22 protein-coding genes and 1 pseudogene are annotated in these 23714 nt (G+C 48.0%); 10 read left to right on the top strand and 13 right to left on the bottom strand.

Annotated elements, in window-relative coordinates:
- The 5 genes and pseudogenes from LPW36_RS08135 to yjfF all read left to right on the top strand — a co-directional run.
- Positions 1–109, top strand: a 109-nt coding sequence (locus LPW36_RS08135) for an IS1 family transposase (RefSeq protein WP_230608631.1), incomplete at its 5' end; no start/stop codon positions are given.
- 67 nt (positions 110–176) lie between these two features.
- A complete protein-coding gene (ytfQ, locus tag LPW36_RS08130) occupies positions 177–1133 on the top strand; it encodes a galactofuranose ABC transporter, galactofuranose-binding protein YtfQ (RefSeq protein WP_230609013.1) in 957 nt (318 codons plus the stop codon).
- Positions 1134–1246: 113 nt separating this feature from the next.
- Positions 1247–2756: pseudogene (ytfR, locus tag LPW36_RS08125) on the top strand (galactofuranose ABC transporter, ATP-binding protein YtfR).
- 11 nt (positions 2757–2767) lie between these two features.
- Positions 2768–3790, top strand: a complete 1023-nt coding sequence (ytfT, locus tag LPW36_RS08120) for a galactofuranose ABC transporter, ATP-binding protein YtfT (RefSeq protein WP_230609010.1) — start codon at positions 2768–2770, stop codon at positions 3788–3790.
- Positions 3783–4802: a galactofuranose ABC transporter, permease protein YjfF gene (gene yjfF / locus LPW36_RS08115; protein ID WP_230609008.1), complete on the top strand. Its 1020-nt coding sequence runs from the start codon at positions 3783–3785 to the stop codon at positions 4800–4802. Before ytfT ends, yjfF begins: the two co-directional genes overlap by 8 nt.
- A 93-nt stretch (positions 4803–4895) precedes the next feature.
- Here yjfF and LPW36_RS08110 read toward each other — a convergent pair whose 3' ends face one another.
- The gene (locus LPW36_RS08110; protein WP_230609006.1) at positions 4896–5939 is read right to left on the bottom strand and encodes a GMP reductase; all 1044 of its coding nucleotides are present in this window, start codon (positions 5937–5939) and stop codon (positions 4896–4898) included.
- 177 nt (positions 5940–6116) lie between these two features.
- Here LPW36_RS08110 and LPW36_RS08105 point away from each other — a divergent pair, with 177 nt between their 5' ends.
- From LPW36_RS08105 to yacG, 4 genes are all read left to right on the top strand, one after another.
- On the top strand, positions 6117–6926 hold the full coding sequence (locus LPW36_RS08105; RefSeq protein ID WP_230609004.1) for a prepilin peptidase: 810 nt from the start codon (positions 6117–6119) through the stop codon (positions 6924–6926).
- A gap of 44 nt (positions 6927–6970) precedes the next feature.
- A complete protein-coding gene (gene coaE / locus LPW36_RS08100; protein WP_230609002.1) occupies positions 6971–7594 on the top strand; it encodes a dephospho-CoA kinase in 624 nt (207 codons plus the stop codon).
- Entirely contained in the window at positions 7591–8343 is a 753-nt protein-coding gene (zapD, locus tag LPW36_RS08095; protein ID WP_230609000.1) for a cell division protein ZapD, read from the top strand. Before coaE ends, zapD begins: the two co-directional genes overlap by 4 nt.
- A 108-nt stretch (positions 8344–8451) precedes the next feature.
- Positions 8452–8649, top strand: coding sequence for a DNA gyrase inhibitor YacG (gene yacG, locus LPW36_RS08090; protein ID WP_130592321.1), 198 nt, complete (start codon positions 8452–8454; stop codon positions 8647–8649).
- A 45-nt stretch (positions 8650–8694) separates the two neighbouring features.
- On the opposite strand, the gene mutT is transcribed toward yacG, so the two are convergent.
- The 3 genes from mutT to secM form a co-directional block, all read right to left on the bottom strand.
- A complete protein-coding gene (mutT, locus tag LPW36_RS08085) occupies positions 8695–9096 on the bottom strand; it encodes an 8-oxo-dGTP diphosphatase MutT (protein WP_230608998.1) in 402 nt (133 codons plus the stop codon).
- A gap of 338 nt (positions 9097–9434) precedes the next feature.
- Positions 9435–12149 carry a preprotein translocase subunit SecA gene (gene secA, locus LPW36_RS08080; protein ID WP_230608994.1) on the bottom strand — a complete coding sequence of 905 codons (2715 nt, stop codon included), beginning with the start codon at positions 12147–12149 and terminating at the stop codon, positions 9435–9437.
- A gap of 108 nt (positions 12150–12257) precedes the next feature.
- Positions 12258–12773: a secA translation cis-regulator SecM gene (gene secM, locus LPW36_RS08075; RefSeq protein ID WP_230608987.1), complete on the bottom strand. Its 516-nt coding sequence runs from the start codon at positions 12771–12773 to the stop codon at positions 12258–12260.
- A gap of 33 nt (positions 12774–12806) precedes the next feature.
- Here secM and LPW36_RS08070 point away from each other — a divergent pair, with 33 nt between their 5' ends.
- Positions 12807–13343 (top strand): DUF721 domain-containing protein, encoded by a 537-nt coding sequence (locus LPW36_RS08070; RefSeq protein WP_230608981.1) that lies wholly within the window; start codon positions 12807–12809, stop codon positions 13341–13343.
- Between the two features lie 14 nt (positions 13344–13357).
- Here LPW36_RS08070 and lpxC read toward each other — a convergent pair whose 3' ends face one another.
- From lpxC to murD, 9 genes are all read right to left on the bottom strand, one after another.
- Positions 13358–14275: a UDP-3-O-acyl-N-acetylglucosamine deacetylase gene (lpxC, locus tag LPW36_RS08065; RefSeq protein ID WP_168189713.1), complete on the bottom strand. Its 918-nt coding sequence runs from the start codon at positions 14273–14275 to the stop codon at positions 13358–13360.
- Positions 14276–14384: 109 nt separating this feature from the next.
- Positions 14385–15542 carry a cell division protein FtsZ gene (ftsZ, locus tag LPW36_RS08060; protein ID WP_130592326.1) on the bottom strand — a complete coding sequence of 386 codons (1158 nt, stop codon included), beginning with the start codon at positions 15540–15542 and terminating at the stop codon, positions 14385–14387.
- Between the two features lie 68 nt (positions 15543–15610).
- The gene (gene ftsA, locus LPW36_RS08055; RefSeq protein WP_108900158.1) at positions 15611–16867 is read right to left on the bottom strand and encodes a cell division protein FtsA; all 1257 of its coding nucleotides are present in this window, start codon (positions 16865–16867) and stop codon (positions 15611–15613) included.
- A gap of 31 nt (positions 16868–16898) precedes the next feature.
- Positions 16899–17702, bottom strand: a complete 804-nt coding sequence (gene ftsQ, locus LPW36_RS08050) for a cell division protein FtsQ (protein WP_230608978.1) — start codon at positions 17700–17702, stop codon at positions 16899–16901.
- Between the two features lies 1 nt (position 17703).
- On the bottom strand, positions 17704–18615 hold the full coding sequence (locus LPW36_RS08045; RefSeq protein WP_230608976.1) for a D-alanine--D-alanine ligase: 912 nt from the start codon (positions 18613–18615) through the stop codon (positions 17704–17706).
- The gene (gene murC, locus LPW36_RS08040; RefSeq protein WP_218652067.1) at positions 18608–20038 is read right to left on the bottom strand and encodes a UDP-N-acetylmuramate--L-alanine ligase; all 1431 of its coding nucleotides are present in this window, start codon (positions 20036–20038) and stop codon (positions 18608–18610) included. The genes LPW36_RS08045 and murC overlap by 8 nt, the downstream gene beginning before the upstream one ends.
- An 89-nt stretch (positions 20039–20127) precedes the next feature.
- A complete protein-coding gene (murG, locus tag LPW36_RS08035) occupies positions 20128–21186 on the bottom strand; it encodes an undecaprenyldiphospho-muramoylpentapeptide beta-N-acetylglucosaminyltransferase (protein WP_230608974.1) in 1059 nt (352 codons plus the stop codon).
- On the bottom strand, positions 21183–22394 hold the full coding sequence (gene ftsW / locus LPW36_RS08030; protein WP_230608972.1) for a cell division protein FtsW: 1212 nt from the start codon (positions 22392–22394) through the stop codon (positions 21183–21185). The genes murG and ftsW overlap by 4 nt, the downstream gene beginning before the upstream one ends.
- Positions 22394–23710, bottom strand: coding sequence for a UDP-N-acetylmuramoyl-L-alanine--D-glutamate ligase (gene murD, locus LPW36_RS08025; protein WP_230609020.1), 1317 nt, complete (start codon positions 23708–23710; stop codon positions 22394–22396). Before murD ends, ftsW begins: the two co-directional genes overlap by 1 nt.
- Between the last annotated feature and the right edge of the window lie 4 nt (positions 23711–23714).

Genomic DNA, 23714 nt, shown 5'->3' with positions numbered 1-23714 from the left:
GCGAACCCATCTTAAACGGTTGACCCGCAAGACTATCTGCTTCTCAAAGTCAGAAGAAATGCACGATAAGATCATCGGATGGTATCTGACGATCAATCATTACCACTAAATCTGCGTCACGACCCAATCATTTTACGGCCTTACCAACCCGCTAAATTTTATTAGAGGAAAGTAACATGCTAAAACGCTTATTGCTCGTAAGTTCCATCGCAACACTTCTTTCCGGTACAGCTTATGCACAATCCCTTACCGTTGGCTTTTCACAAATTGGCTCTGAATCAGGCTGGCGAGCTGCAGAAACGTCTGTCGCAAAAGAACAGGCTAAACAGCGCGGTATTACCCTAAAAATTGCTGATGCCCAGCAAAAGCAGGAAAATCAGATTAAGGCAGTACGCTCTTTTATTGCTCAGGGCGTTGATGCCATCTTTATTGCTCCGGTAGTGCAGACCGGATGGGAGCCGGTACTGGAAGAAGCTAAAGATGCGAAAATTCCCGTCTTCCTGTTAGATCGCAATATTACCGCTAAAGATAAGTCGCTTTATATGTCAGTAGTTACTGCGGATAACGTTTACGAAGGTAAAGTTGCCGGTGAGTGGCTGGTAAAAGAGATGGCGGGCAAAACCTGTAACGTTGTTGAATTGCAAGGCACCGTTGGCGCCAGCGTTGCATTAGATCGTAAAAAAGGCTTTGCGGATGCTATTGCTTCAGCGCCTTCAATAAAAATCGTTCGTACTCAATCCGGCGATTTTACCCGCAGTAAGGGTAAAGAAGTCATGGAAAGCTTCATTAAAGCCGAAGATCGCGGCAAAAATATTTGCGCAGTTTATGCGCATAACGATGATATGGCCATTGGTGCCATTCAGGCCATTAAAGAAGCGGGTTTAAAACCGTGCAGCGATATTAAAATCATCTCCATTGATGCCGTACCGGACATCTTTAAAGCCATGCAGGCTGGCGAAGCTAATCTGACCGTTGAGTTAACGCCTAATATGGCCGGCCCTGCATTTGATGCACTGCAAGCCTATAAGAAAGACGGCACTATTCCTCCTAAAGTTATCCTGACCGAATCTAAAGCCTTTGGTCCGGACAGCGCCCAACAGCAAATCGAACTGAAGAAAAATATGGGTTACTAACATTAGTTAACCTGCTTCACCCGCTGCTATGCCCAAAACATAGCAGCGGTTCCGGGTCATATCTGTCAGCAAACGTATTAACAGTGTTATCACCAGTGAAAACAGGGGACTCTATGGCAGAGCAACAGCACTCAGACGATACTCTTCTGGATATCAAAGGGATCAGTAAATCTTTTCCCGGCGTCAGAGCACTGCACGATGTTTCACTGACGCTTCGTCGCGGCGAAATTATGGCGCTGCTGGGGGAAAATGGTGCGGGTAAATCGACCCTGATTAAAGCACTAACGGGTGTTTACCCAAAAGACAGTGGAACAATCTTTCTGGAAGGAAAAGAGATTAATCCAACCAGTACGGCTCATGCCCAGTCTCTTGGTATTGGCACGGTATATCAGGAAGTTAACCTACTGCCTAATATGTCGGTAGCCGATAATCTGTTTATTGGCCGCGAACCTAAAAAATTTGGTCTGGTAAATCGAAAGGAGATTATTCGCCAGTCTCAGAAGATTATGGCTAGCTATGGTTTTGAGTTGGATGTTACCCAGCCACTGGGCTATTACTCGGTCGCCATGCAGCAAATTGTCGCCATTGCCCGGGCCGTTGATCTTTCCGCTAAAGTATTGATCCTTGATGAACCTACTGCCAGTCTGGATACCAGTGAAGTAGAGTTACTGTTCAGTATTATGCGCGATTTACGCAATCGGGGCGTCAGCCTGATTTTCATCACCCACTTCCTTGAACAAGTGTACGCCGTTACCGACCGCATAACCGTATTACGTAATGGCGAATTAGTAGGTACCCGTGTTACTGCCGAACTGCCACAAATTGAACTGGTAAAAATGATGCTTGGCAGAGAGTTGGAAGACAATGCCCTGCGTCGTGCCGGGCGTACATTGAGAATGTGATAAGCCAACGGTCGCTTTTGAACACTATGGTAAAAAAGGCACTATTCTTCCCTTTGATTTACAGGTTCGCCCGGGGGAAGTGGTTGGACTGGCTGGGCTACTGGGCTCAGGCAGAACCGAGACGGCTGAAATTATTTTTGGTATTAAGCCCGCTGACAGTGGTAAAGCCTGGGTGAAAGGTCGGGAAGTAAAAATAAAATCGGCACGGCAGGCATCATCATTGGGTTTTGGTTTCTGCCCGGAAGATCGTAAAACAGAAGGCATTATTGCAGCGGCATCGGTCAGAGAAAATATTATTCTGGCGCTGCAAACCCAACGCGGTTGGCTACACCCTATTTCACGTAAAGAGCAAGATGACATCGCCGCGCGTTTTATTCGTCAGTTGGGAATAAAAACCCCAAGCGCAGAACAACCCATTCAGTTTCTTTCCGGGGGCAATCAGCAAAAAGTGCTGCTCTCTCGTTGGCTGGTGACCAAACCCCAGTTTTTGATCCTTGATGAACCAACCCGAGGTATTGATGTAGGCGCTCACGCGGAAATCATACGCCTGATTGAAACGCTGTGCGCCAATGGTCTGGCACTGCTGGTTATCTCTTCTGAACTTGAAGAGCTTATTGGTTACGCCGATCGGGTCATTATTTTACGGGATGGTAAGCAAATTGCAGAAATTCCAGCGGAGCAACTGTCCGTTCCCGCCATTATGAACGCCATTGCGGCTTAAGGGAGGATCGCATGACATCACACTCAGTACCTCCTACTCCATCGGCAAACAGAAAGGGGTTCAGCCTGCCTAAAGGCATTGCTCAGGTCACCGCCCTGGTTGTCATTTTAATTGTCAATGCGCTGGTGGCTAATAACTTTTTCGATATCCATATTCAGGATGGTCGTCTGTTTGGCAGTATTATTGATATTCTGAACCGCTGCGCTCCTGTGGCTATTCTCGCTCTGGGTATGACGCTGGTTATTGCTACCGGTGGTATTGACCTTTCCGTTGGTGCCGTAATGGCCATTGCCGGAGCAACCGCCGCCAGCATGACAACCGCCGGTTTTCCACTGTATCTGGTGTTGCTTGCTGCTCTCGGTGCCGGCGCATTATGTGGCGTATGGAATGGGTTTCTGGTCGCCATCTTCAAAATACAACCTATCGTTGCCACTCTGATGCTTATGGTGGCAGGTCGCGGCATCGCTCAACTCATTACTGAAGGGCAAATAGTCACCTTTAATGACCCGGCCCTGGCATGGATTGGCAGCGGTACTTTCCTGTTTTTACCAACGCCAGTCTCTATTGTAGTTGCGGTATTTGTACTGCTTTGGCTGCTTACCCGTAAAACCGCACTGGGGCTATTCATTGAGTCTACGGGCATTAATATTCGGGCGGCTAAAAATGCCGGTGTGAATACCAGTATAGTAGTGATGTCGACCTATATTCTTAGCGGTATTTGCGCGGCTATCGCCGGTGTGATTGTTGCTGCCGACATTCGCGGTGCCGATGCTAACAATGCCGGTTTATGGCTGGAGATGGATGCCATTCTCGCCGTCGTTATTGGCGGCGCCTCACTAATGGGTGGTCGCTTTAGTCTGGCACTCTCCCTCACCGGCGCGTTGATTATTCAGGGAATGAATACCGGTATTTTACTCTCCGGCTATCAGCCCCAGTGGAATCTGGTGGTTAAAGCGTTAGTTGTATTGCTGGTTCTGGTCTTGCAGTCGCCGGCGTTTATCCGTTTGTTTAAAAGGAGAGCCGGTCATGTTTAAACGCCACCTTCCCCTGATGATTACCATTGCCGTTTTCGTGATGGGCTATATGTTCTGCTTTGCCCGCTTTCCCGGTTTTGCTTCTACCCGGGTTATTTGCAATATACTGACGGATAACGCCTTTCTGTGTATTGTTGCCGTAGGTATGACGTTCGTTATTTTGTCCGGTGGTATCGACCTTTCCGTCGGTTCAGTGATTGCCTTTACCGGAGTATTTTTAGCTAAAGCTATTGGTGAATGGGGTTTTGACCCATTTACCGCCTTTGTCATTATTATGGTAATGGGCTGTTCATTTGGGGCGCTGATGGGGTGGTTAATTGACACCTTAAAAATCCCCGCTTTTATTATTACGCTGGCCGGGATGTTCTTTTTGCGAGGCGTTAGCTTTTTAGTTTCAGAACAGTCAATTCCTATCGATCATCCGTTATACAGTACATTATCCGCCGTAGCCTGGAAAATTCCTGGTGGCGGGCGCTTTAGCCTGTTAGCCGTTATTATGCTGTTGGTCGTCATTTTCGGTATGATTCTTGCCCATAAAACGCGCTTTGGTAACAATGTTTATGCCATTGGCGGCAACGCCACCTCCGCTGAATTGATGGGGATCTCAACCCGCAAAACCACGATTGGTATTTATATGCTTTCTACCGGGCTGGCAACCCTGGCGGGTATTGTTTTCTCTTTCTATACCTCGGCAGGTTATGCACTGGCAGGAATTGGGGTTGAGCTGGATGCCATTGCCGCAGTGGTTATCGGAGGAACCCTATTGAGCGGTGGTGTTGGTACCGTATTTGGTACCCTGTTTGGTGTGTTAATTCAGGGATTAATCCAGACCTACATTAACTTCGATGGCACCCTCAGTTCCTGGTGGACCAAGATTGTTATCGGCATTCTGCTGTTTGGTTTTATCGGATTACAGAGATTACTGACGGTATTCTGGGCAAATCGCCAGATTTCTACCGCAAGGCGGATTAGTAGTAACCCCCATGACATTAACGCAGTGAGTTCGGCTTAATCGTTAGGTTTGGCCTGACAATTGGCTATCTTAATGACTAAAAGTGCGCCCTCTGGCGCACTTTATTTTATGTTCTGAGAACTCAGGCCAGGTTTAGCCTTGTCCGAAGACCCGGTTTTCCTGCTCTGCAACCCGAATAAAAGTCGTGCGTTTGGTTAGCTCTTTCAGACGTTCAGCACCCACATAGGTACAGGCAGAACGCAGACCACCGAGAATATCTCTGGCGGTGTTCTCTACTGAACCACGGTAAGCCAGTTTTACGGTTTTACCTTCCGCTGCACGGTACTCAGCAACACCACCTACGTGACGGTTCATTGCCGATTCAGAGCTCATACCGTAGAACTGCATATATTGTTTGCCGTTCTCTTCGATAATCTTGCCTTCGCACTCTTCATGAGCAGCCAGCATTCCGCCCAGCATAACGAAGTCCGCTCCGCCACCAAAAGCTTTAGCCACATCGCCCGGTGTTGTACAACCGCCATCGCTGACGATTTGACCACCAAGGCCATGTGCTGCATCCGCACATTCAATTACCGCTGACAGTTGAGGATAACCAACGCCGGTCTTCACCCGCGTGGTACAAACAGAGCCAGGACCAATGCCGACTTTAACGATATCCGCACCGGAAAGGATCAGTTCTTCAACCATCTCACCCGTAACCACGTTACCGGCACAAATAACTTTATCCATATTGGCTTCACGCGCTTTACGCAGGAAGGCAACAAAATGCTCAGAGTAGCCATTTGCCACATCAATACAGATAAATTTCAGTGCAGGTGAAAGTGCCAGAATCTGACCCAGCTTGGCAAAGTCCGCTTCTGATGTTCCGGTTGATACCATAACGTGACGCAGCACAGACTCCGGTACGCGGGCAACAAACTCACGCCATTGCTCAACGGTATAATGCTTATGTACCGCAGTCAGTAAATCAAAAGAGGCTAATGCTTCAGCCATGGTAAAGGTACCCACGGTATCCATATTCGCAGCAATAATAGGAATACCGGACCACTGATGACCTGAATGTTTAAAGGTGTAGGTGCGTTCAAGTTCTACTTCAGAACGACTTTTCAGCGTGGAACGCTTAGGACGGATTAAGACATCTTTGAAGCCCAGCTTCAAATCTTCTTCAATGCGCATATCTGTAGTTTTCCTGGTTTTTGGCGACGTATCGCAAATTAGCTATAAGCTGAATGTTGGCCATTTCCAGTGACGTTATCATACACATGAATAATTAATGAACAAGTCTGAGATTTTCAAAAAATTTCAGCTATAATCCCGTAAATTTATCTGCGGAAAAGCAGATTAAGGCAATTCATGGATAACGCCTTTATAATCCTCAGTTTTGGATTATTTGGTTTGCTAAGTGGCAATCTGACCACACACATTGCCCGGCAAATTCCCGACGTTTTACTTGCCCACTGGCGGCAACAATATCACCAGATAATCAATATCGAGTCTCCTTTACCTGACGAGTCGGCAAAACTTTCACTGGCTTCACTTTTCCATCCGTTATGCCCTCACTGCTCGCAACCATTTTCGACACTATTTTGCGCCTCCACCACTCTCTGGCTATGTCTTAGTCGCCAATGTCGGTCTTGCCGTCGGACGATTAATTTCCGCTACCCCTTAACTGAACTGCTCTGTAGCTTATTATTTATGATAATTGCAGCCTCAGTTAATGACCCTGTCAGAGTCGCTATTTTGTTAGTGATAACCCTATGGCTGCTGACTGCATCACTCATTGATATATCTCATCAACTGCTGCCGGATATATTTACTCTGCCACTAATTTGGAGTGGGCTGATTTTTTCCCTGTTGGGTTTATCGCCGCTATCTTTATCTGAATCCCTGACAGGAACACTCATTGGATACACACTCCTTTGGATACCTGCCATACTATTTCGACTGCTAAAAGGTCTGCACGGACTGGGGGGCGGCGATATTAAGCTTATGGCGGGGCTTGGTGCCTGGGCTGGAGTAGAAGCACTACCCGCTATTATGGTAACTGCCAGCCTGAGCGGTCTGATTTATTTTCTGCTAATTAAGCGGAACAGAGAAACCAGAAACCACAGGATTGCATTTGGTCCTTTTCTTGCCATTGCCGGATGGCTTGCACTTCTGTGAGATCCCTTTATTATTGAGCTATCAATACTGTTACAGGCTTTTATATGAGTTATATCGTGGCACTTACCGGCGGAATTGGTAGCGGAAAATCAACCGTATCCAATGAGTTTTCCCGTTTGGGCGTTCCTGTCATCGATGCTGATATTATTGCCCGTCAGGTAGTAGAACCGGGCCGTGATGCTCTCCGGCAAATTTCTCACCATTTTGGTCCTTCAATGCTGCTGGCTGATGGTACGCTGAACCGTAAAAAGTTACGTGAGCGTATTTTTAGCCATTCGGCTGACAAGCAGTGGCTAAATAACCTGCTCCATCCCCTGATTCAACAGGAAACCCAACGTCAATTTGCAGATATAACGGCACCTTATCTGCTTTGGGTTGTCCCATTACTGATAGAGAATAATCTATGTTCCCGCGCTAACCGTGTGTTAGTGGTGGATGTTAGCAGAGAGACGCAATTAAGCAGAATAATGGCCCGCGATGGAAGCAGCTTACTCCTGGCAGAACAAATTCTGTCTGCCCAAACTTCCCGCGCTGAACGCCTGTCTCATGCAGATGATGTGTTAAATAACGATCGGGAACCTGAAGCGCTAATACCGCAAATCGCCCTCTTGCATCAAAAATATTTAACCTTAGCCAACCAATTCAACAAGCAGGATTTGTCGATATGAGTGATTTATCCCAGAACATACTTTTTGAACATCCGCTTAATGAAAAAGTCCGTACCTGGTTACGCCTTGAATTCCTGCTACAACAATTACAACACAATCGTTCCCTGACTAATTTAACCAACACATTGAGCTTTTTTCGCACGGTCAGCGAATTATTGGACATCATAGATCGTGGTGATGTTCGTACCGAGCTGGTTAAAGAGCTTGAACGTCAGCAACATAAGTTATTACAGTGGATTGATGTTCCCGGTGTTGATAGTGAGCGTCTTAGTAGCTTACGCCATACTTTGAAAGAGCATTCAAATACGTTACTGGCGGCCCCTCGCCTTGGGCAAGAGCTGAAAGATGACCGCCTTATCAGTATGGTTCGCCAACGCTTAAGTATTCCTGGCGGCTGTTGCAGCTTTGATTTGCCCGTATTGCATATGTGGCTACATAATCCTAAATTGCAGCGAGACGAGCAGGTAGCTGAATGGATTGAAACCATAACGCCGCTGAGTAATGCGCTTAATGCCTGCCTGGAATTAATTCGGCAGTCCGGTGCCTTCCAGAAACAGACCAGCCTGAACGGCTTTTATCAGGATACCGCTGAAGACAGCGATATTTTGCGCATTCGTGTTGATTCAGCCTACCAGCTTTATCCACAGGTTTCTGGTCATAAGTCTCGCTTCGCTATACGTTTTATGCCATTTGACAGCGACATCGGAGAGACACCGGAAAGATTTAATTTTGAAATTGCCTGCTGTTAGTCATTATTTGCTGGTGCCATTAACCATTGACATCAGCAATGTCAGGTTATCATCTTTAACGAATAACCTTTTGGTTTTACTATTGATTATGTTATTTGGGAGTATTTCATGAGTGACACCCCCCTTCAGGTAAACTGCCCTACCTGTGGAAAACCGGTTATCTGGAATGAACAAAGCACTTATCGGCCATTTTGCAGTAAGCGCTGCCAGCTAATTGATTTAGGTGAATGGGCCGATGAAGAGAAACGTATTCCCAGCTCAGGTGACCAATCCGATAGCGATGAATGGAGCGAAGAAGAGAAGTAAGTTTCCCCCTTCTTTTCCTTTAAAGGTTACCGCATGGTCTGTTAACTATACTGTGCGGTAACGCTGCTTTAACTCAGCAATCACCGGCTGATTTGCTTCCGGAAACTCTACAGCATTTAGCTGTGAAATTTCAATCCAGCGGGAAACCTGACCTTCACGTCCTTCAGGCTCACCCTGCCAGCCATCCACGATAAAAAAGTGTAACGTTAGCTGGCGATCGGGATAGTCATATTCCAGCGTTGTTAACAGGCTGGAGTGAGTCATCTCAATGCCTACTTCCTCCTGAAGCTCGCGCCTTAGCGCCTGTTCTGCATCTTCTCCTGATTCCACTTTTCCACCGGGAAACTCCCAATAACCGGCAAGATGGCTATCTTTAAACCGTTGGGTAACAAATATCGCCTGCTTAATATCAATTATGATTCCAACGGCTATTTCGATTCGCTTCATAGGGATACTCATAGGTCAGTTACTTTTGTATTAATAGAAAGAGAGCGCCAACAGGCGCTCTAGATTAATGATAAAATCATATAATTCAGTTTTATGTCTTAACATGGCTAATTGTCGGGAGGGGCTGCCGTGGGGGTCGACTTGGCGTAAGCCAACGAAGTGCCCGTAGGCAGACCAGGCCCGACATGCGCTGAGGCCAAGTACAGACTGTTTTCCGGTCGAGCACAAAGTTAATATAAGCACTTTAGTTTTTACGACCGGAATGTCTATTGAAGCTAATTCATCTGGTTTGTCATCAGTCTGAGAGCGCCTACCGGCACTCTCATCTCTTAACAAACTTACTGCAAACTACCATGACACTGTTTATATTTCTTACCGGAACCGCATGGGCATGGGTCGTTACGACCAATCTTACGTTCTTCCCGCACCATTGGTTGATTAGGTGCCGGCTCTTCTTCCAGCGCATTCTCTTCCTGATGGCTAAACTGCTGCTGGCGAGCTAAACGTTCTGCCTCTTCACGGCGTTGCTGCTCTACCGCTTCAACTTCTTCTGGCATACGTACCTGAACTTTGCTCAGTACGCTGATAACTTCATATTTCAGCGCTTCCAGCATGTTGGCGAACATAGAGAACGACTCACGCTTATATTCTTGCTTAGGATCTTTCTGCGCATAACCACGCAGGTGGATACCCTGACGTAAATAGTCCATCGCTGCCAGATGCTCTTTCCACATGGTATCCAGAGTTTGCAGCATCACGCCTTTCTCAAAGTTACGCATCATCTCATCACCCACAACCTCTTCTTTCTGGTGATAAACTTTAGCGGCCTCTTCAACAATACGTTCACGCAGCGTCTCTTCGTGCAGATCATGTTCAGTATCCAGCCATTGTGCAATCGGCAGCTCGAGGTCAAAGTCGTTCTTCAGACGAGTTTCCAGCCCCGGTACATCCCACATCTCTTCCAGAGACTGAGGTGGAATATAGTTATCAATCACGGTGGTAAACACATCCTGACGAATGCTGTCGATGGTTTCGCTGATGTCACTGATATCCAGCAATTCATTACGTTGCGCATAAATGGCACGACGCTGATCGTTAGCAACATCATCAAATTCCAGCAGTTGCTTACGAATATCAAAGTTACGGCTTTCTACTTTACGTTGAGCGTTAGCAATAGCTTTGGTTACCCATGGGTGTTCAATGGCTTCACCAGGCTTCATACCCAGCTTACGCATCATGCCAGCTACACGGTCAGAAGCGAAGATACGCATTAGGGCATCTTCCATCGACAGGTAAAACCGTGATGAACCCGGGTCACCCTGACGACCAGAACGGCCACGCAACTGGTTATCAATACGACGAGATTCATGACGCTCAGTACCGATAATATGTAAACCACCGACTGCCAGTACGCGATCGTGGCGTTCCTGCCATGCTGCTTTAACCGCCTGAATTTGCTCTTCTGTTGGCTCTTCCAGTTCAGCAAGCTCACTCTGCCAGCTGCCACCCAGCACGATATCGGTACCACGGCCCGCCATGTTGGTAGCAATAGTGACTGCCCCTTCCTGACCTGCGTTAGCGACGATTTCGGCTTCCATTTCATGGAATTTGGCGTTCAGAACTTTATGAGCAATGCCAGCTTTTTTCAGTTCGTTAGAAACCACTTCTGATTTTTCAATAGAAATCGTACCAACAAGAATCGGCTGCCCTTTGGAGCTGCGATCTTTAATGTCTTCAATGATGGCGTCGATCTTCTCTTTCTCGGTCATATAGACCAGATCCGGCATATCATCACGAACCATTGGGCGGTTGGTTGGCACGACAATGGTGTCTAAACGGTAGATTTGACGGAATTCGAACGCTTCAGTATCTGCGGTACCGGTCATACCGGCCAGTTTTTCATACAGACGGAAGTAGTTCTGGAAGGTGATAGAAGCCAGAGTTTGGTTCTCATTCTGGATCTCAACTCTTTCTTTTGCCTCTACCGCCTGATGCAAACCATCAGACCAGCGGCGGCCTTCCATGGTACGACCGGTGTGTTCATCAACAATAATGACTTCACCATCTTTAACGATATAGTCAACGTCGCGAGTAAACAGGGCATGAGCACGCAGTGCTGCGGTGACATGATGCATTAATACGATATTACCAGGTGAATAGAGCGACTCGCCCTCTTCCATCATCCCGGCTTCCATCAACAGCTGTTCAATCAGTACCAGACCGCGTTCGGTCAGGTTAACCTGACGACTCTTTTCATCAACGGAGAAGTGACCTTCACCTTCGAAAGTATCGGAGTCTTCCTTTTCCTGACGTAACAATTTAGGAATAATTTTATCAACTTTCTTGTACAGCTCAGAGCTGTCTTCCGCAGGACCAGAGATAATCAGCGGAGTACGCGCTTCGTCGATTAAGATGGAGTCAACCTCATCCACCAACGCATAGTAAAGCTTACGCTGAACGCGCTCTTCAGGGCTGAACGCCATGTTATCGCGCAGGTAGTCAAAGCCAAATTCGTTGTTGGTGCCGTAGGTAATATCCGCAGCATAGGCTTCGCGTTTTGCCGGAGGTGGCATACCCGGCAAGTTAATACCAACGGTTAAACCCAAAAATTCAAACAGTGGGCGGTTATTTTCCGCATCGCGCCGTGCCAGATAGTCGTTCACGGTCACCACATGTACACCACGGCCCGTGATGGCATTCAGATAGGCTGGCAGAGTTGCGGTTAATGTTTTACCTTCACCCGTACGCATCTCTGCAATACAGCGGTCGTTCAGCACCATACCGCCAATCATCTGCACATCAAAGTGGCGCATACCAAATACGCGCTTACTGGCTTCACGCACTACGGCAAACGCCTCAGGCATAATGGATTCCAGCGACTCACCTTTAGCCAGACGCTCACGAAACACCTCGGTTTTAGCCTTCAGTTCATCGTTAGATAATGCTTCATATTCTGGCTCAAGGCGGTTAATAGCCTCAACGCTTTTACGCATACGGCGCAGTGTCCGGTCATTACGACTACCGAAAACTTTTGTCATTAATTTAGTTAACATAGGTCTAAATGTCTCTTTAGTACTGCCTTATCCGGCAGTATGAATTCAAAGAAAAAAATCAGAAAAAATGCGCCCAAAGTAACAAGGATAGACTCATTACCGGGATTATTATGCGTATGAAGAAGGACCTGCGCGGATACCCTGAACCTTACTCAGCCAAAATCTGACAGGGTGAAGGATAAAAGTCGACTCAAAGGGGATTAGACGCGATACTGTTGAAGGTAGCGTTGCCTCAATTGCCGCTTGTATCGATAATGAATCCAGAAGTGCGTGATGGCTAAGGGTTAACTTATCATCACTGACCTTCACTTCATCAGGGATATCTTCATCCTGAGGGAATGAAACGGCAAGACGGGTAAGGTAATTACGAATCGCGAAATGCTGCCACGGATTAAGATTTTGCAGTGGCCGGGTGTTAATTTCGCGGGATAACGCCAACTGACCAACGCCCGGAACCGCCGGATTAATTGGGTTAACGTCTGAAAAGGCTGCAGATAATGAAACTTGTTGAGGTAAACCGTTCAGGCTTGCGGGCGCGCCAATACCGGCTGCCACAACCCCCAATAAGAGGTGCGGCCAAAAATAACGCCTGCCAAATTGTCGCCAACGATTTAAAATGCCCATTATCAACTAACTATTACCTGCCGGAATCTGCATATGCGCGATAGTCGCCCATTATTATTAGATACGCTATTTGATGATACCGACCTGTTGCGAAACGTTCAGCAACGGGCCATAGCGCTGATAAAACTTAATAAGGCAGTTAAGGCTCTGTTACCTAAACAACTGCACGAATTCTGTCGAGTTGCTAACTACCGTCAAGGTATTTTAGTCCTTGAGGTGGCAAATGCCAGTTGGTTGACACTTTTACGTTACGAACAACAAACATTATTGAGCACACTCAGGGTAGAAATATTACCATCTTTAGTGTCAATCGACATAAAGATTAATCCAAAGTTAAGCATAAATAAGCAAACTGCTGAAAATTTAGTCCATCGCTATATTCCGGAAAACACAAAAGATGATGCGCCAGCACGTCAGCTGAGTGAACAAAGTGCAAAACAGTTGAAAGAATTGGCAGCAAGAAGCCCAAAAAGGCTGAAGGAGAAACTAGAACGACTTGCTGCACTAGCTGGAGAGAGAGTAACCAGCGCAACAAGCCGTAATAATTTAAGTCGTACTAAAAAACCCTGATAGGGTCCGGGCGATTAAGCCAGTACAGTTCTCGACGTTTTGAATGCCAGTGGCATTTCAGCTTCGTCTTCAAAAGTAACGTATTCCCAGGCTTCCTGTTTCGCTAATACTGCTTGCAGAAGCTTGTTGTTTAATGCGTGACCAGATTTGAACGCAGTAAATGCGCCAATAATGTTGTGACCACACATAAACAGATCACCGATAGCATCCAACATTTTATGACGAACAAATTCGTCTTCAAAACGCAAACCATCTTCGTTCAGCACACGATAATCATCTACTACGATAGCACAATCGAAGCTGCCACCCAGGCACAGACCTTTAGACTGTAAATATTCGATATCACGCATAAACCCGAAAGTACGGGCACGACTGATCTGACGAACAAACGCATCGGCAGAGAAATTCATACGATAGCGTTGTGAACCGGAATCAATCGCCGGATGATTAAAATCGATAGTAAAGTCTAAGCTGAAACCGTTAAAAGGTGTCAGTTCAGCCCACTTGTCGCCATCTTCGACGCGAACAGGCTGAGTAATACGCAGAAATTTCTTAGGTGCGTTCAGTTCTTCAATTCCGCCGTCTAACAGTAAGTAGACGAAAGGTGCCGCACTACCATCCATAATTGGAATTTCTGGTGCGTCAACTTCAATAATAATGTTGTCGATGCCTAATCCTGCTAACGCAGCATTAAGGTGTTCCACAGTCGAAATACGCACGTCATCTTCATTCACCAGGCAAGTACACAGCATGGTATCACGCACGGATTTTGCATCTGCCGGAAAATCAACCGGTGGATTCAAGTCAGTACGACGATAGATGACACCCGTATTAGCTGCGGCCGGACGCAGAGTCAGGCTAACCTTGCGCCCGGTATGAAGACCGACGCCAGTAGCTTGAATGATGCGTTTTAGTGTCCGCTGTTTAATCATCGTATTATCTCGCATTGTTGATCCAATTTGCCGTAGTTTACACCACGGTCTCCGCGCCAGTTTAGCATAAAGAGCGGAGAATCCAAATCATTCAGCGTTAACAGCCTAATTAATCAGCCTGTTTGCGCAAGAAGGCTGGAATATCTAAATAATCAGGCTCTTTGTTCGGCTGAACACCCTGGTCATTAACCACTTTAGCTGCAGCAGGCTTGCTCTCTTGCGGTTGCAGAGGAGCCAGACCATGTTGAGCATAACGATGGTCAACGGGTTGAGTGGCCGGTGATTTAGAGACCAGCGTAATTTCAGGACGCTTGTCCATACCGATACCGGTTGCAACCACGGTCACGCGCAGTTCGTCGCTCATGTCCGGATCCAGAGAAGTACCGATAACCACGGTGGCATTATCCGATGCAAATGCACGAATCGTGTTACCAACGGTTTCGAACTCATCCAGACGCAGGTCAAAACCAGCGGTGATGTTAACCAAAACGCCACGGGCACCAGACAGATCGATATCTTCCAGTAACGGGCTGGAGATAGCCATTTCGGCTGCTTCTTCAGCACGGTCTTCGCCACGGGCAATACCTGAACCCATCATGGCGTAGCCCATTTCAGACATCACTGTACGCACGTCCGCAAAGTCAACGTTCATTAAGCCCGGACGGGTAATCAGTTCTGCAATACCCTGCACCGCGCCTTTTAATACGTCGTTCGCTGCACCAAAAGCGTCCAGCAGTGAAATACCACGGCCTAATACTTTCAGCAGCTTGTCATTAGGAATAGTAATCAGCGAGTCAACATGTTTGGAGAGTTCGGCAATGCCTTGCTCTGCAAAAGTCATACGCTTTTTACCTTCGAAGTTAAACGGTTTAGTGACTACGGCAACGGTCAGAATACCTAAATCTTTTGCCACTTCAGCCACTACTGGTGCAGCACCGGTTCCGGTACCACCACCCATGCCGGCAGCAATAAACACCATGTCGGCACCTTCCAGTGCAGTACGCAGTTGTTCACGGTCTTCTTCTGCAGAATTGCGACCCACTTCAGGGTTAGCACCTGCGCCTAAGCCTTTGGTTACACCACTACCAATCTGGATAGTCTGGCCAACGGCCGTTTTCCGCAAAGCTTGAGCATCGGTATTGATGGCGAAGAATTCAACGCCCTCAATGTGCTCACGCACCATATGTTCGACAGCATTACCGCCGCCGCCGCCAACGCCGATGACTTTAATCACCGCATCGTTGGTTAGCTCCATTGGTTCAAACATAATTTCTCTCTCCGTTTTAACTCTTACGCAATGAATTATCGCTTAAAACACGTTAATTGCACTACTGATTAAAATTCTTTACGTAACCAACCGGTCAAACGTTGTGCCCAGCTACGCATAGATGTTCTTTTTTCTACATCAGTCTCGCCTCTGAGGTGAGACTCTTTACCGTAGTGCAACAGTCCTACTGCCGTTGAGTAGTAAGGCTCTTGCGCATAATCCGTTAGTCCAGTGATATTCAGTGGTTGTCCAATACGCACCTGGGTATGGAACACTCTTTGAGCACACTCAGCTAAACCATCAATCTGAGCGGCTCCCCCTGTTAACACGATACCGGCGGCTAAGTGATGCTTAACCCCTTGTTGACGCAGTTGTTCCTGCACCTGCAAAATTTCATCATTTACCAGATTAAGCAGCTCGGTATAACGCGGCTCAATCACATCAGCTAACGTCTGACGCTGTAAACTGCGCGGCGGTCTTCCACCAACGCTCGGAACTTCCACATTCTCATCTTTACTGACGATAGAACCCAACGCGCACCCATGACGCACTTTTATTGCTTCGGCATCCGTTGGCGGAGTTCCGAATGCATAAGCGATATCACTGGTCACTACATTGCCAGCGTAAGGAATAACTTTAGTATGACGCAGAGCGCCGCCAGTATAAATAGCGATATCCATGGTTCCGCCGCCAATATCAATCACGCAGACACCCAGCTCACGTTCATCTTCCGTCAAAACTGCATAGCTTGAGGCTAAACCGGCAAAAATTAATTGATCTACCTTAAGTCCGCAGCGTTCTACCGCTTTAACAATATTTTTCGCCATATCGTTATGGCAGGTAATCAGATGCACTTTCGCCTGCATCCGTACACCGGAAAGTCCTACCGGATTTTTGATGCCTTCCTGATAGTCAATGGCATATTCCTGAGGGATCACATGCAGAATTCGGTGTTCATCACGAACCCGTACCGATTTAGCGGTATGAACCACGCTCTCCACATCTTCCTGTGTCACTTCTTCTTCAGAGATAGGCACCATGCCAATTTCGTTCTGACAGCTGATATGTTTACCGGACAGTGCCAGATAAACAGAAGCAATCTGGCAATCGGCCATCAATTCTGCCTGGTCAATAGCCCGCTGTACGGATTTCACTACTGACTCTAAATCGTTAACACCGCCTTTATCCATTCCACGGGACGGGCAGCTTCCTACGCCAATAATATTAACCATACCGTCAGGCAGTACTTCTCCAACCAGCGCAGCGACTTTTGCTGTGCCAATTTCCAGTCCAACCACCAGTTTTCTGTCTGTCGATTTGATCATTATTAATTGCCTGACTCTGTTGTTGTTTAACTCAATCAGAAAAAATTGCCTGACTGTCAATAAATGCGGGCGCCCAACCAACCGCTGCACCCGTGTCATAACGCATATCCAGAGAGGCAATACGCTTATCCGCAGGTACTTGCTGCAACAGCGTAGGATAGAGAGCGATAAAGCGCTCTAAACGCTTGGTTCGGTTTTCTCTTCCCAGCTCGATGCGCACATCATTATCTAACACTAGCTGCCATGAGCGGCGTTCACTCATTGCCACGGTCTTCAGCTTAAACTTTGCGGCGGCCAGCGCCTGATTCATGCTGTTGTATCCTTCCAGAACCTCTTTCTCCCCATCTTCCGGGCCATACAGCAGAGGAAGATTCTTATCGCTCACTCGCTCTGCCGGTATGTTGAATACATTGCCATCTTTATCTAACAGCTGAAGGTCATTCCAGCGAGCGTAAGGAACATATTCCACAATATGAATCTTAATCTCATCAGGCCATTGCTTACGTACACTGGCCTGTTTAATCCATTTCAGGTGCAGAATCTGCTGTTGCAGTACGTCCACATCCTGAGACATAAAAGTACCCGGCGCACCCGACGACAGGATGGTCTGCCGAATATCATCGTTGGTCGTAATATGCCGCTCACCGGTCACCACTAAGCGAGAAAGCGGTAAGCGCTCAGCATCATTCATCCAGTGAATAACCGCCCAGCATCCCCACACTACGGTACCTATTACCATCAGCAGAAAGATCAGGCCGATGAGCTGAGTTCCGTTACTATGCCCGGTGCTCTCTCTTTCCTGCTCATCACGGATGTTTCTTGCTGCCTGGGACATATCAATCAGCCAACGCCAAAATCTTAACAACCAGTTGAGAAAAACTTAAACCATGCTGACGTGCTGCCATCGGTACCAGACTATGGTTAGTCATGCCCGGTGCCGTATTCACTTCCAACAGGTAAAACTGACCATCGCTATCCTGCATTACATCCACACGACCCCAGCCCCGGCAGCCTACGGCTTTATAAGCCGCCGATGCTAACGCCCGAATTTGACTCTCCAGCTCATCACTTAAACCGCTCGGGCAGAAATATTGCGTATCATCAGAGATATATTTTGCCTGATAGTCATAAAACACACCGGCTGGCTGAATACGGATAGAAGGTAGTACTTCATCCCCTAAAATCGCCACGGTAAACTCCGGACCACTCAACCATTTCTCAACCAGTACGCTGGTGTCATGTTTAAAGGCTTCTTTTAATGCCGGCAGTAAATCTGCAGCAGCATTCACCTTGCTCATACCAACGCTTGAACCTTCACTGCTTGGCTTCACAATCAGCGGTAAACCCAGCTGTTTAATGATGGCATCGGTATCAACCTGCGCCAGTTGTTCGGCGTTCAATGCAACATAAGGCGATACCGGAAGGTTAGAGCCTTGCCATAGCAATTTAGTTCTCAATTTATCCATGGTTAATGCAGACGCCATCACACCACTACCGGTATAAGGCAGACCAAGGAACTCTAACAGCCCTTGCAGCGTACCGTCTTCACCACCACGACCATGTAATGCAATAAATACTTTATTGAATCCATCGGCCTTTAACTGCGCGACAGGATAAGTTTTTGGGTCAATCGGATGAGCGTCAACGCCCGCCTCGCGTAAGCCTGCTAACACAGCAGCACCAGAATTCAGTGATACATCACGTTCTGCTGATGTCCCGCCAAGAAGGACTGCCACTTTCTCAGTCATGATTTCCCTCGTTTGTATTTATTGTTTGTAATTTTAATTCAGCTAACCGACGGGCTACGCGCCCAATATTGCCGGCACCCTGCGTCAGAACCAGATCGCCACTCTGCAATACCTGTTGCAGCATATCCGGTAGTGTATCGACATCTGATACAAAAATTGGATCCAACTTGCCGCGCCCGCGGATGGTACGACACAGTGAACGGCTGTCAGCACCCGGAATTGGCGCTTCTCCCGCCGGATAAACATCCAGCATAAACAGCACATCAACCTGAGACAGTACGTTAGCAAAATCGTCGTACAGATCACGGGTACGCGAATAACGGTGCGGCTGGAATATCATCACTAAGCGACGCTCTTCCCAACCGGCTCTGGCCGCTTTAATGGTGACATCCACCTCGCTTGGGTGATGTCCATAGTCATCAACCAGCATGATGTCACCACCGCCTTCACGCTCAAATTTGCCCAGAAAGTCAAAACGACGCCCGGTTCCCTGGAAATTAGCCAACGCCTGAACGATAGCATCATCACCAATGCCCTCTTCCGTTGCGGTCGCTACCGCTGCTGCCGCATTCAGGGCGTTATGACGGCCCGGCGCGTTCAGCATCACCTTTAAATCGCTCTTATCATGACGACAAAGGGTAAAGAACCCCTGAGAGCGTTTCTGTTCATAATCTTTAATACGAACATCAGCATCTTCGCTGAAACCGTAGGTAATCACCTGACGGCCTACCTGCGGAATAAGCTCTCGCACGACAGGATCATCCACACACATCACTGCCCGACCATAAAACGGCAAATTGTGCAGGAAATTAATAAACGTTTGCTTTAAGTTTTCGAAGTCGCCCTGATAGGTATCCATATGGTCGGCTTCAATATTGGTCACAATGGCAACCATCGGCTGTAAATGCAGGAACGAAGCGTCGCTCTCATCGGCTTCCGCGATCAAATAACGGCTGCAACCTAACGCAGCATGAGTTCCGGCGGCTTTAACCAGACCACCATTAACAAAGGTCGGATCTAAACCTGCCGCAGCATAAATACCGGTCACTAATGCGGTGGTCGTTGTTTTGCCGTGGGTACCGGCAATAGCAATGCCATGACGAAAACGCATCAGTTCAGCCAGCATTTCTGCACGGCGGATAACCGGAATACGTGCTTCACGAGCAGCGACTACTTCCGCATTATCCGCAGGAACAGCGGTTGAAACCACAACAACGCTGGCACCCTTAACGTTTTCTGCCCGGTGGTTGAAATAAATCTCTGCACCCAGCGCAATTAATTGTTGCGTGACAGCATTTGGCGCCAAATCGGAACCACTGATCTGATAACCTTCGTTAGCCAGAACCTCAGCGATGCCGCCCATGCCTGCTCCACCAATACCAACAAAGTGGATATGCCGGACGCGTCGCATTTCCGGCACCATGGTGCGAAGTTTCGCCAATCGTTGTATATCTACATGCTCATTCACGGTTTTCTGTTTACTCTTGTCATAATTTAAAGTTCACTTCAAAACTACAGGGCGACGCTTTTAACAACCGCAGAAACGCGTTCAGTCGCGTCCGGTATGGCAGTCGCTCTGGCTTCCATTGCCATTGACAGTAGTTTCGATCGATTTAATTCTTTCAGCGCTTCAGTTAATGAATCTGCATTAAACTGAGGTTGTTCAATAATTTTGGCGGCACCGGCTTTTTCCAGCGGCAGCGCATTCCAGTATTGCTGGCGATCTTTGTGCATAAACGGCACAAAAATGGCCGGTAAACCTGCGGCAGCAATTTCGCTTACCGTTAAAGCACCGGAGCGGCAAACCACCACATCAGCCCATGCGTAGGCAGATGCCATGTCGTCAATAAATTCCGTAATGTTATGTCCGTCCAGGCCACGCTGCTGGTAATCCTGCTGTACGCTTTCCAGTGCACCTTTACCAACCTGATGCCAGAGAATAATGCTATTCCCCAGCCGTTCAGCCGCTTGTGGAACGGTTTGATTAAGTATCCGTGCGCCCTGACTGCCACCAACCACCAGAACCCGAATCGCACCACTGCGTTCAGATAGACGTACTTCCGGCAGAGGTAAAGCTAATACATCCGTGCGAACCGGATTGCCGACTACTTCGGCATTAGGGAATGCGCCCGGAAATGCCTGCAATACGCGCTTCGCGATTTTAGCCAGCCAGCGGTTAGTTAACCCCGCAATGCCGTTCTGTTCGTGTAATACCACCGGGATGCCACACATCCAGGCCGCCAAACCACCCGGACCAGAAACATAGCCCCCCATGCCTAACACCACATCCGGTTTATAATTACGCATGATGGCTTTCGCCTGACGCACGGCACGGAAAATTCTGAATGGCGCACATAATAACGCAGTGATACCTTTGCCACGAAGTCCGGAAATGTTAATAAAATCGATTTCTATTCCGTGTTTCGGTACTAAATCGGCTTCCATTCTATCCGCAGTTCCCAGCCAGCGAACCTCCCAGCCTTGCGCCATCAGGTCATGGGCAACAGCCAGCCCCGGAAAGACATGTCCTCCGGTTCCACCTGCCATCACCATTAAACGCTTCTGCTTCATCGGGTACCTCTTACATGCGCCTGGCAGTTGGCCTGACGCGTTTCATAGTCAATTCGAAGTAGTAAAACCAGCGCGGTAGACATCACCAACAGGCTGGATCCGCCATAGCTGATTAACGGTAGAGTCAAACCTTTGGTCGGTAGAATACCGGCGGCAGCACCAACGTTAACTAACGTCTGGAAGCTAAACCACAAACCAATCTCACAGGCGAGAAAACCGGAGAAACGCTGCCCGGCTTCTAAAGCGCGGCGACCAATCAACATTGCTCTAAAAGCGACGAAGAATACCATTAAGAGGATCAAAACCACACCCAAATAGCCTAATTCTTCACCGATAATGGCAAAAATAAAGTCAGTATGTGCCTCGGGCAGATATTCCAGTTTCTGGATTGAGTTACCTAACCCCTGTCCCCAAAGCTCTCCGCGGCCAAATGCCATCAGCGATTGCGTCAACTGATAACCTGCCCCAAAGGGATCGGCCCACGGATCCCAGAATGACGTTACCCGACGTAAACGATAGGGTTCAGCAACAATCAGTAACCCTACGGCAAACACCCCGGATCCAATAATCGCCAGAAACTGCCAGAGTTTAGCACCCGCCAAAAACAGCATGCCCAGCGTAGTAATAAACAGTACAATCACGGTTCCCAAATCGGGCTGTGCCAGCAGTAAAACTGCCAGAACCACCATCACGCCCATCGGCTTACAAAAGCCCCAGAAGTTATTACGAACTTCATCTACCTTACGTACCAGATAGCTGGCCAGATAAAAAAACAGCGCCAGTTTGGACAACTCAGCCGGTTGAATACGAACCGGACCTAAAGCAATCCAGCGGGATGCGCCATTAACCGAGCTGCCTATCGCCAGTACAATTAACAACATCACGATGGCAATCAGCAGAATAATCGGGCTATAGCGTTGCCACATCTCCATTGGAATACGCAGCGTTACCAGTGCCGCAGCAAAAACCAACAAAATGTAAATCGCATCACGCTTGGCAAATAAAAACGGGTCGTCAGTATATCGTTGGGCAATCGGCATTGATGCCGATGTCACCATGACAAAACCAACAATAGTTAAACCAATAGCCATCCACAGTAGGGTGCGATCGTACATAACATCATAATCGACTGCCTCACTGCTTTGACGGGATCCCGTTACCCATTGGGTAAACGCCTGGAATGGTTTAACTAAACTTAATACGCTCATCAGCCAAGCTCCTGAGCCAGACGGGCAAACTCCAGCCCACGCTGTTCATAATTTTTAAACTGATCCAAGCTGGCACAGGCCGGTGACAGTAACACCATATCACCCGGTTTTACTCGCTGCGCAATATGAACCATCGCCTGCTCCATGGTATCGGTCATTTCTGCCACTTCAGGGCGTAAATCGTATAACGGCTGTTTATCACGACCAAAACAGTAGAGGCGAATATTGTCGCCCTTCAGATAGGTCGACAGCGGAGAGAAATCCGCGGATTTACCATCACCGCCCAGCAGCAGATGTAAAACACCATCAACGCGAATGCCATTTAATGCGGCTTCGGTACTGCCCACGTTGGTGGCTTTGGAATCATTAATCCAACGGACGCCTTTATTATCCCACACCAGTTGGAAACGATGCGCTAAACCCGTGAATTGCGTCAATGCTTGCAGGCTGGAGGCCCGGGGCAGAGATACCGCATCAGCCAGCGCCAGCGCCGCCAATGCGTTCAGGTAATTATGCTGACCAACAATTTTCATCTCTGCGGCATTAAGGACTTTCTCGCCGTGAACACGCAGCCAGGTTTCACCCTGCTGATAGCTTAGGTGATAATCACCCACATCTACGCCAAAGCTGGCGCAGCGGCTGTCAGCTCCGATCAATGGCATAGTCAGCGCATCATCGGCATTAACCACACAAACGCTGGCATTGTGATAAATACGCAATTTAGCTTCACGATACTGTTCCATCCCTTGTGGATAGCGATCCATATGATCTTCAGTAACGTTTAAAATGGTCGCGGCAGCAGCATGCAGACTGGATGTGGTTTCCAACTGGAAGCTGGATAACTCCATAACATACAGCTGACATTCAGGATCCAGCAGTGACAGCGCTGGCTGCCCCAGATTACCGCCCATGGCAACATTCCAACCGGCGGCGTTTGCCATTTCACCCACCAGAGTGGTAACGGTACTTTTTCCGTTTGAACCGGTGATTGCCACAATCGGCGCTCTGGCTTCGCGGCAGAACAGTTCAATATCACCGACAATCTCAATACCCGCGGCAGCGGCCTCTTGCAGAACCGGTGTCGCCAGGGCAATGCCCGGGCTAACCACCAGCAAATCAGCGGCCAGAATCCAGTCGCGGTTAAAACCCCCGGTATGGCGCTCTACGCTTTCCGGCAGTTTGTCCAGCCCCGGAGGAGTTGCGCGCGTATCAATAACTTTAGGAGAAACGCCCCGGGCAATAAAATAATCGACACAGGATAATCCTGTGGAACCTAATCCAATGATAACAACCTGTTTATCCTGATAGTCGATCATCATG

This window comes from Limnobaculum eriocheiris, from assembly GCF_021010575.1.
In the GTDB taxonomy this organism is placed as follows: Bacteria; Pseudomonadota; Gammaproteobacteria; order Enterobacterales; family Enterobacteriaceae; genus Limnobaculum; species Limnobaculum eriocheiris.
Note: the sequence above shows the minus strand (reverse complement) of the source record. Positions and strands in the feature narration are given on the sequence as shown.

Bases quoted from the DNA above. Each gene is read 5' to 3' on its own strand.
- ytfQ (WP_230609013.1), top strand. From the start codon at position 177: ATGCTAAAACGCTTATTGCTCGTAAGTTCCATCGCAACACTTCTTTCC.
- ytfT (WP_230609010.1), top strand. From the start codon at position 2,768: ATGACATCACACTCAGTACCTCCTACTCCATCGGCAAACAGAAAGGGG.
- yjfF (WP_230609008.1), top strand. From the start codon at position 3,783: ATGTTTAAACGCCACCTTCCCCTGATGATTACCATTGCCGTTTTCGTG.
- LPW36_RS08110 (WP_230609006.1), bottom strand. From the start codon at position 5,939: ATGCGCATTGAAGAAGATTTGAAGCTGGGCTTCAAAGATGTCTTAATC.
- LPW36_RS08105 (WP_230609004.1), top strand. From the start codon at position 6,117: ATGGATAACGCCTTTATAATCCTCAGTTTTGGATTATTTGGTTTGCTA.
- coaE (WP_230609002.1), top strand. From the start codon at position 6,971: ATGAGTTATATCGTGGCACTTACCGGCGGAATTGGTAGCGGAAAATCA.
- zapD (WP_230609000.1), top strand. From the start codon at position 7,591: ATGAGTGATTTATCCCAGAACATACTTTTTGAACATCCGCTTAATGAA.
- yacG (WP_130592321.1), top strand. From the start codon at position 8,452: ATGAGTGACACCCCCCTTCAGGTAAACTGCCCTACCTGTGGAAAACCG.
- mutT (WP_230608998.1), bottom strand. From the start codon at position 9,096: ATGAAGCGAATCGAAATAGCCGTTGGAATCATAATTGATATTAAGCAG.
- secA (WP_230608994.1), bottom strand. From the start codon at position 12,149: ATGTTAACTAAATTAATGACAAAAGTTTTCGGTAGTCGTAATGACCGG.
- secM (WP_230608987.1), bottom strand. From the start codon at position 12,773: ATGGGCATTTTAAATCGTTGGCGACAATTTGGCAGGCGTTATTTTTGG.
- LPW36_RS08070 (WP_230608981.1), top strand. From the start codon at position 12,807: ATGCGCGATAGTCGCCCATTATTATTAGATACGCTATTTGATGATACC.
- lpxC (WP_168189713.1), bottom strand. From the start codon at position 14,275: ATGATTAAACAGCGGACACTAAAACGCATCATTCAAGCTACTGGCGTC.
- ftsZ (WP_130592326.1), bottom strand. From the start codon at position 15,542: ATGTTTGAACCAATGGAGCTAACCAACGATGCGGTGATTAAAGTCATC.
- ftsA (WP_108900158.1), bottom strand. From the start codon at position 16,867: ATGATCAAATCGACAGACAGAAAACTGGTGGTTGGACTGGAAATTGGC.
- ftsQ (WP_230608978.1), bottom strand. From the start codon at position 17,702: ATGTCCCAGGCAGCAAGAAACATCCGTGATGAGCAGGAAAGAGAGAGC.
- LPW36_RS08045 (WP_230608976.1), bottom strand. From the start codon at position 18,615: ATGACTGAGAAAGTGGCAGTCCTTCTTGGCGGGACATCAGCAGAACGT.
- murC (WP_218652067.1), bottom strand. From the start codon at position 20,038: ATGGTGCCGGAAATGCGACGCGTCCGGCATATCCACTTTGTTGGTATT.
- murG (WP_230608974.1), bottom strand. From the start codon at position 21,186: ATGAAGCAGAAGCGTTTAATGGTGATGGCAGGTGGAACCGGAGGACAT.
- ftsW (WP_230608972.1), bottom strand. From the start codon at position 22,394: ATGAGCGTATTAAGTTTAGTTAAACCATTCCAGGCGTTTACCCAATGG.
- murD (WP_230609020.1), bottom strand. From the start codon at position 23,710: ATGATCGACTATCAGGATAAACAGGTTGTTATCATTGGATTAGGTTCC.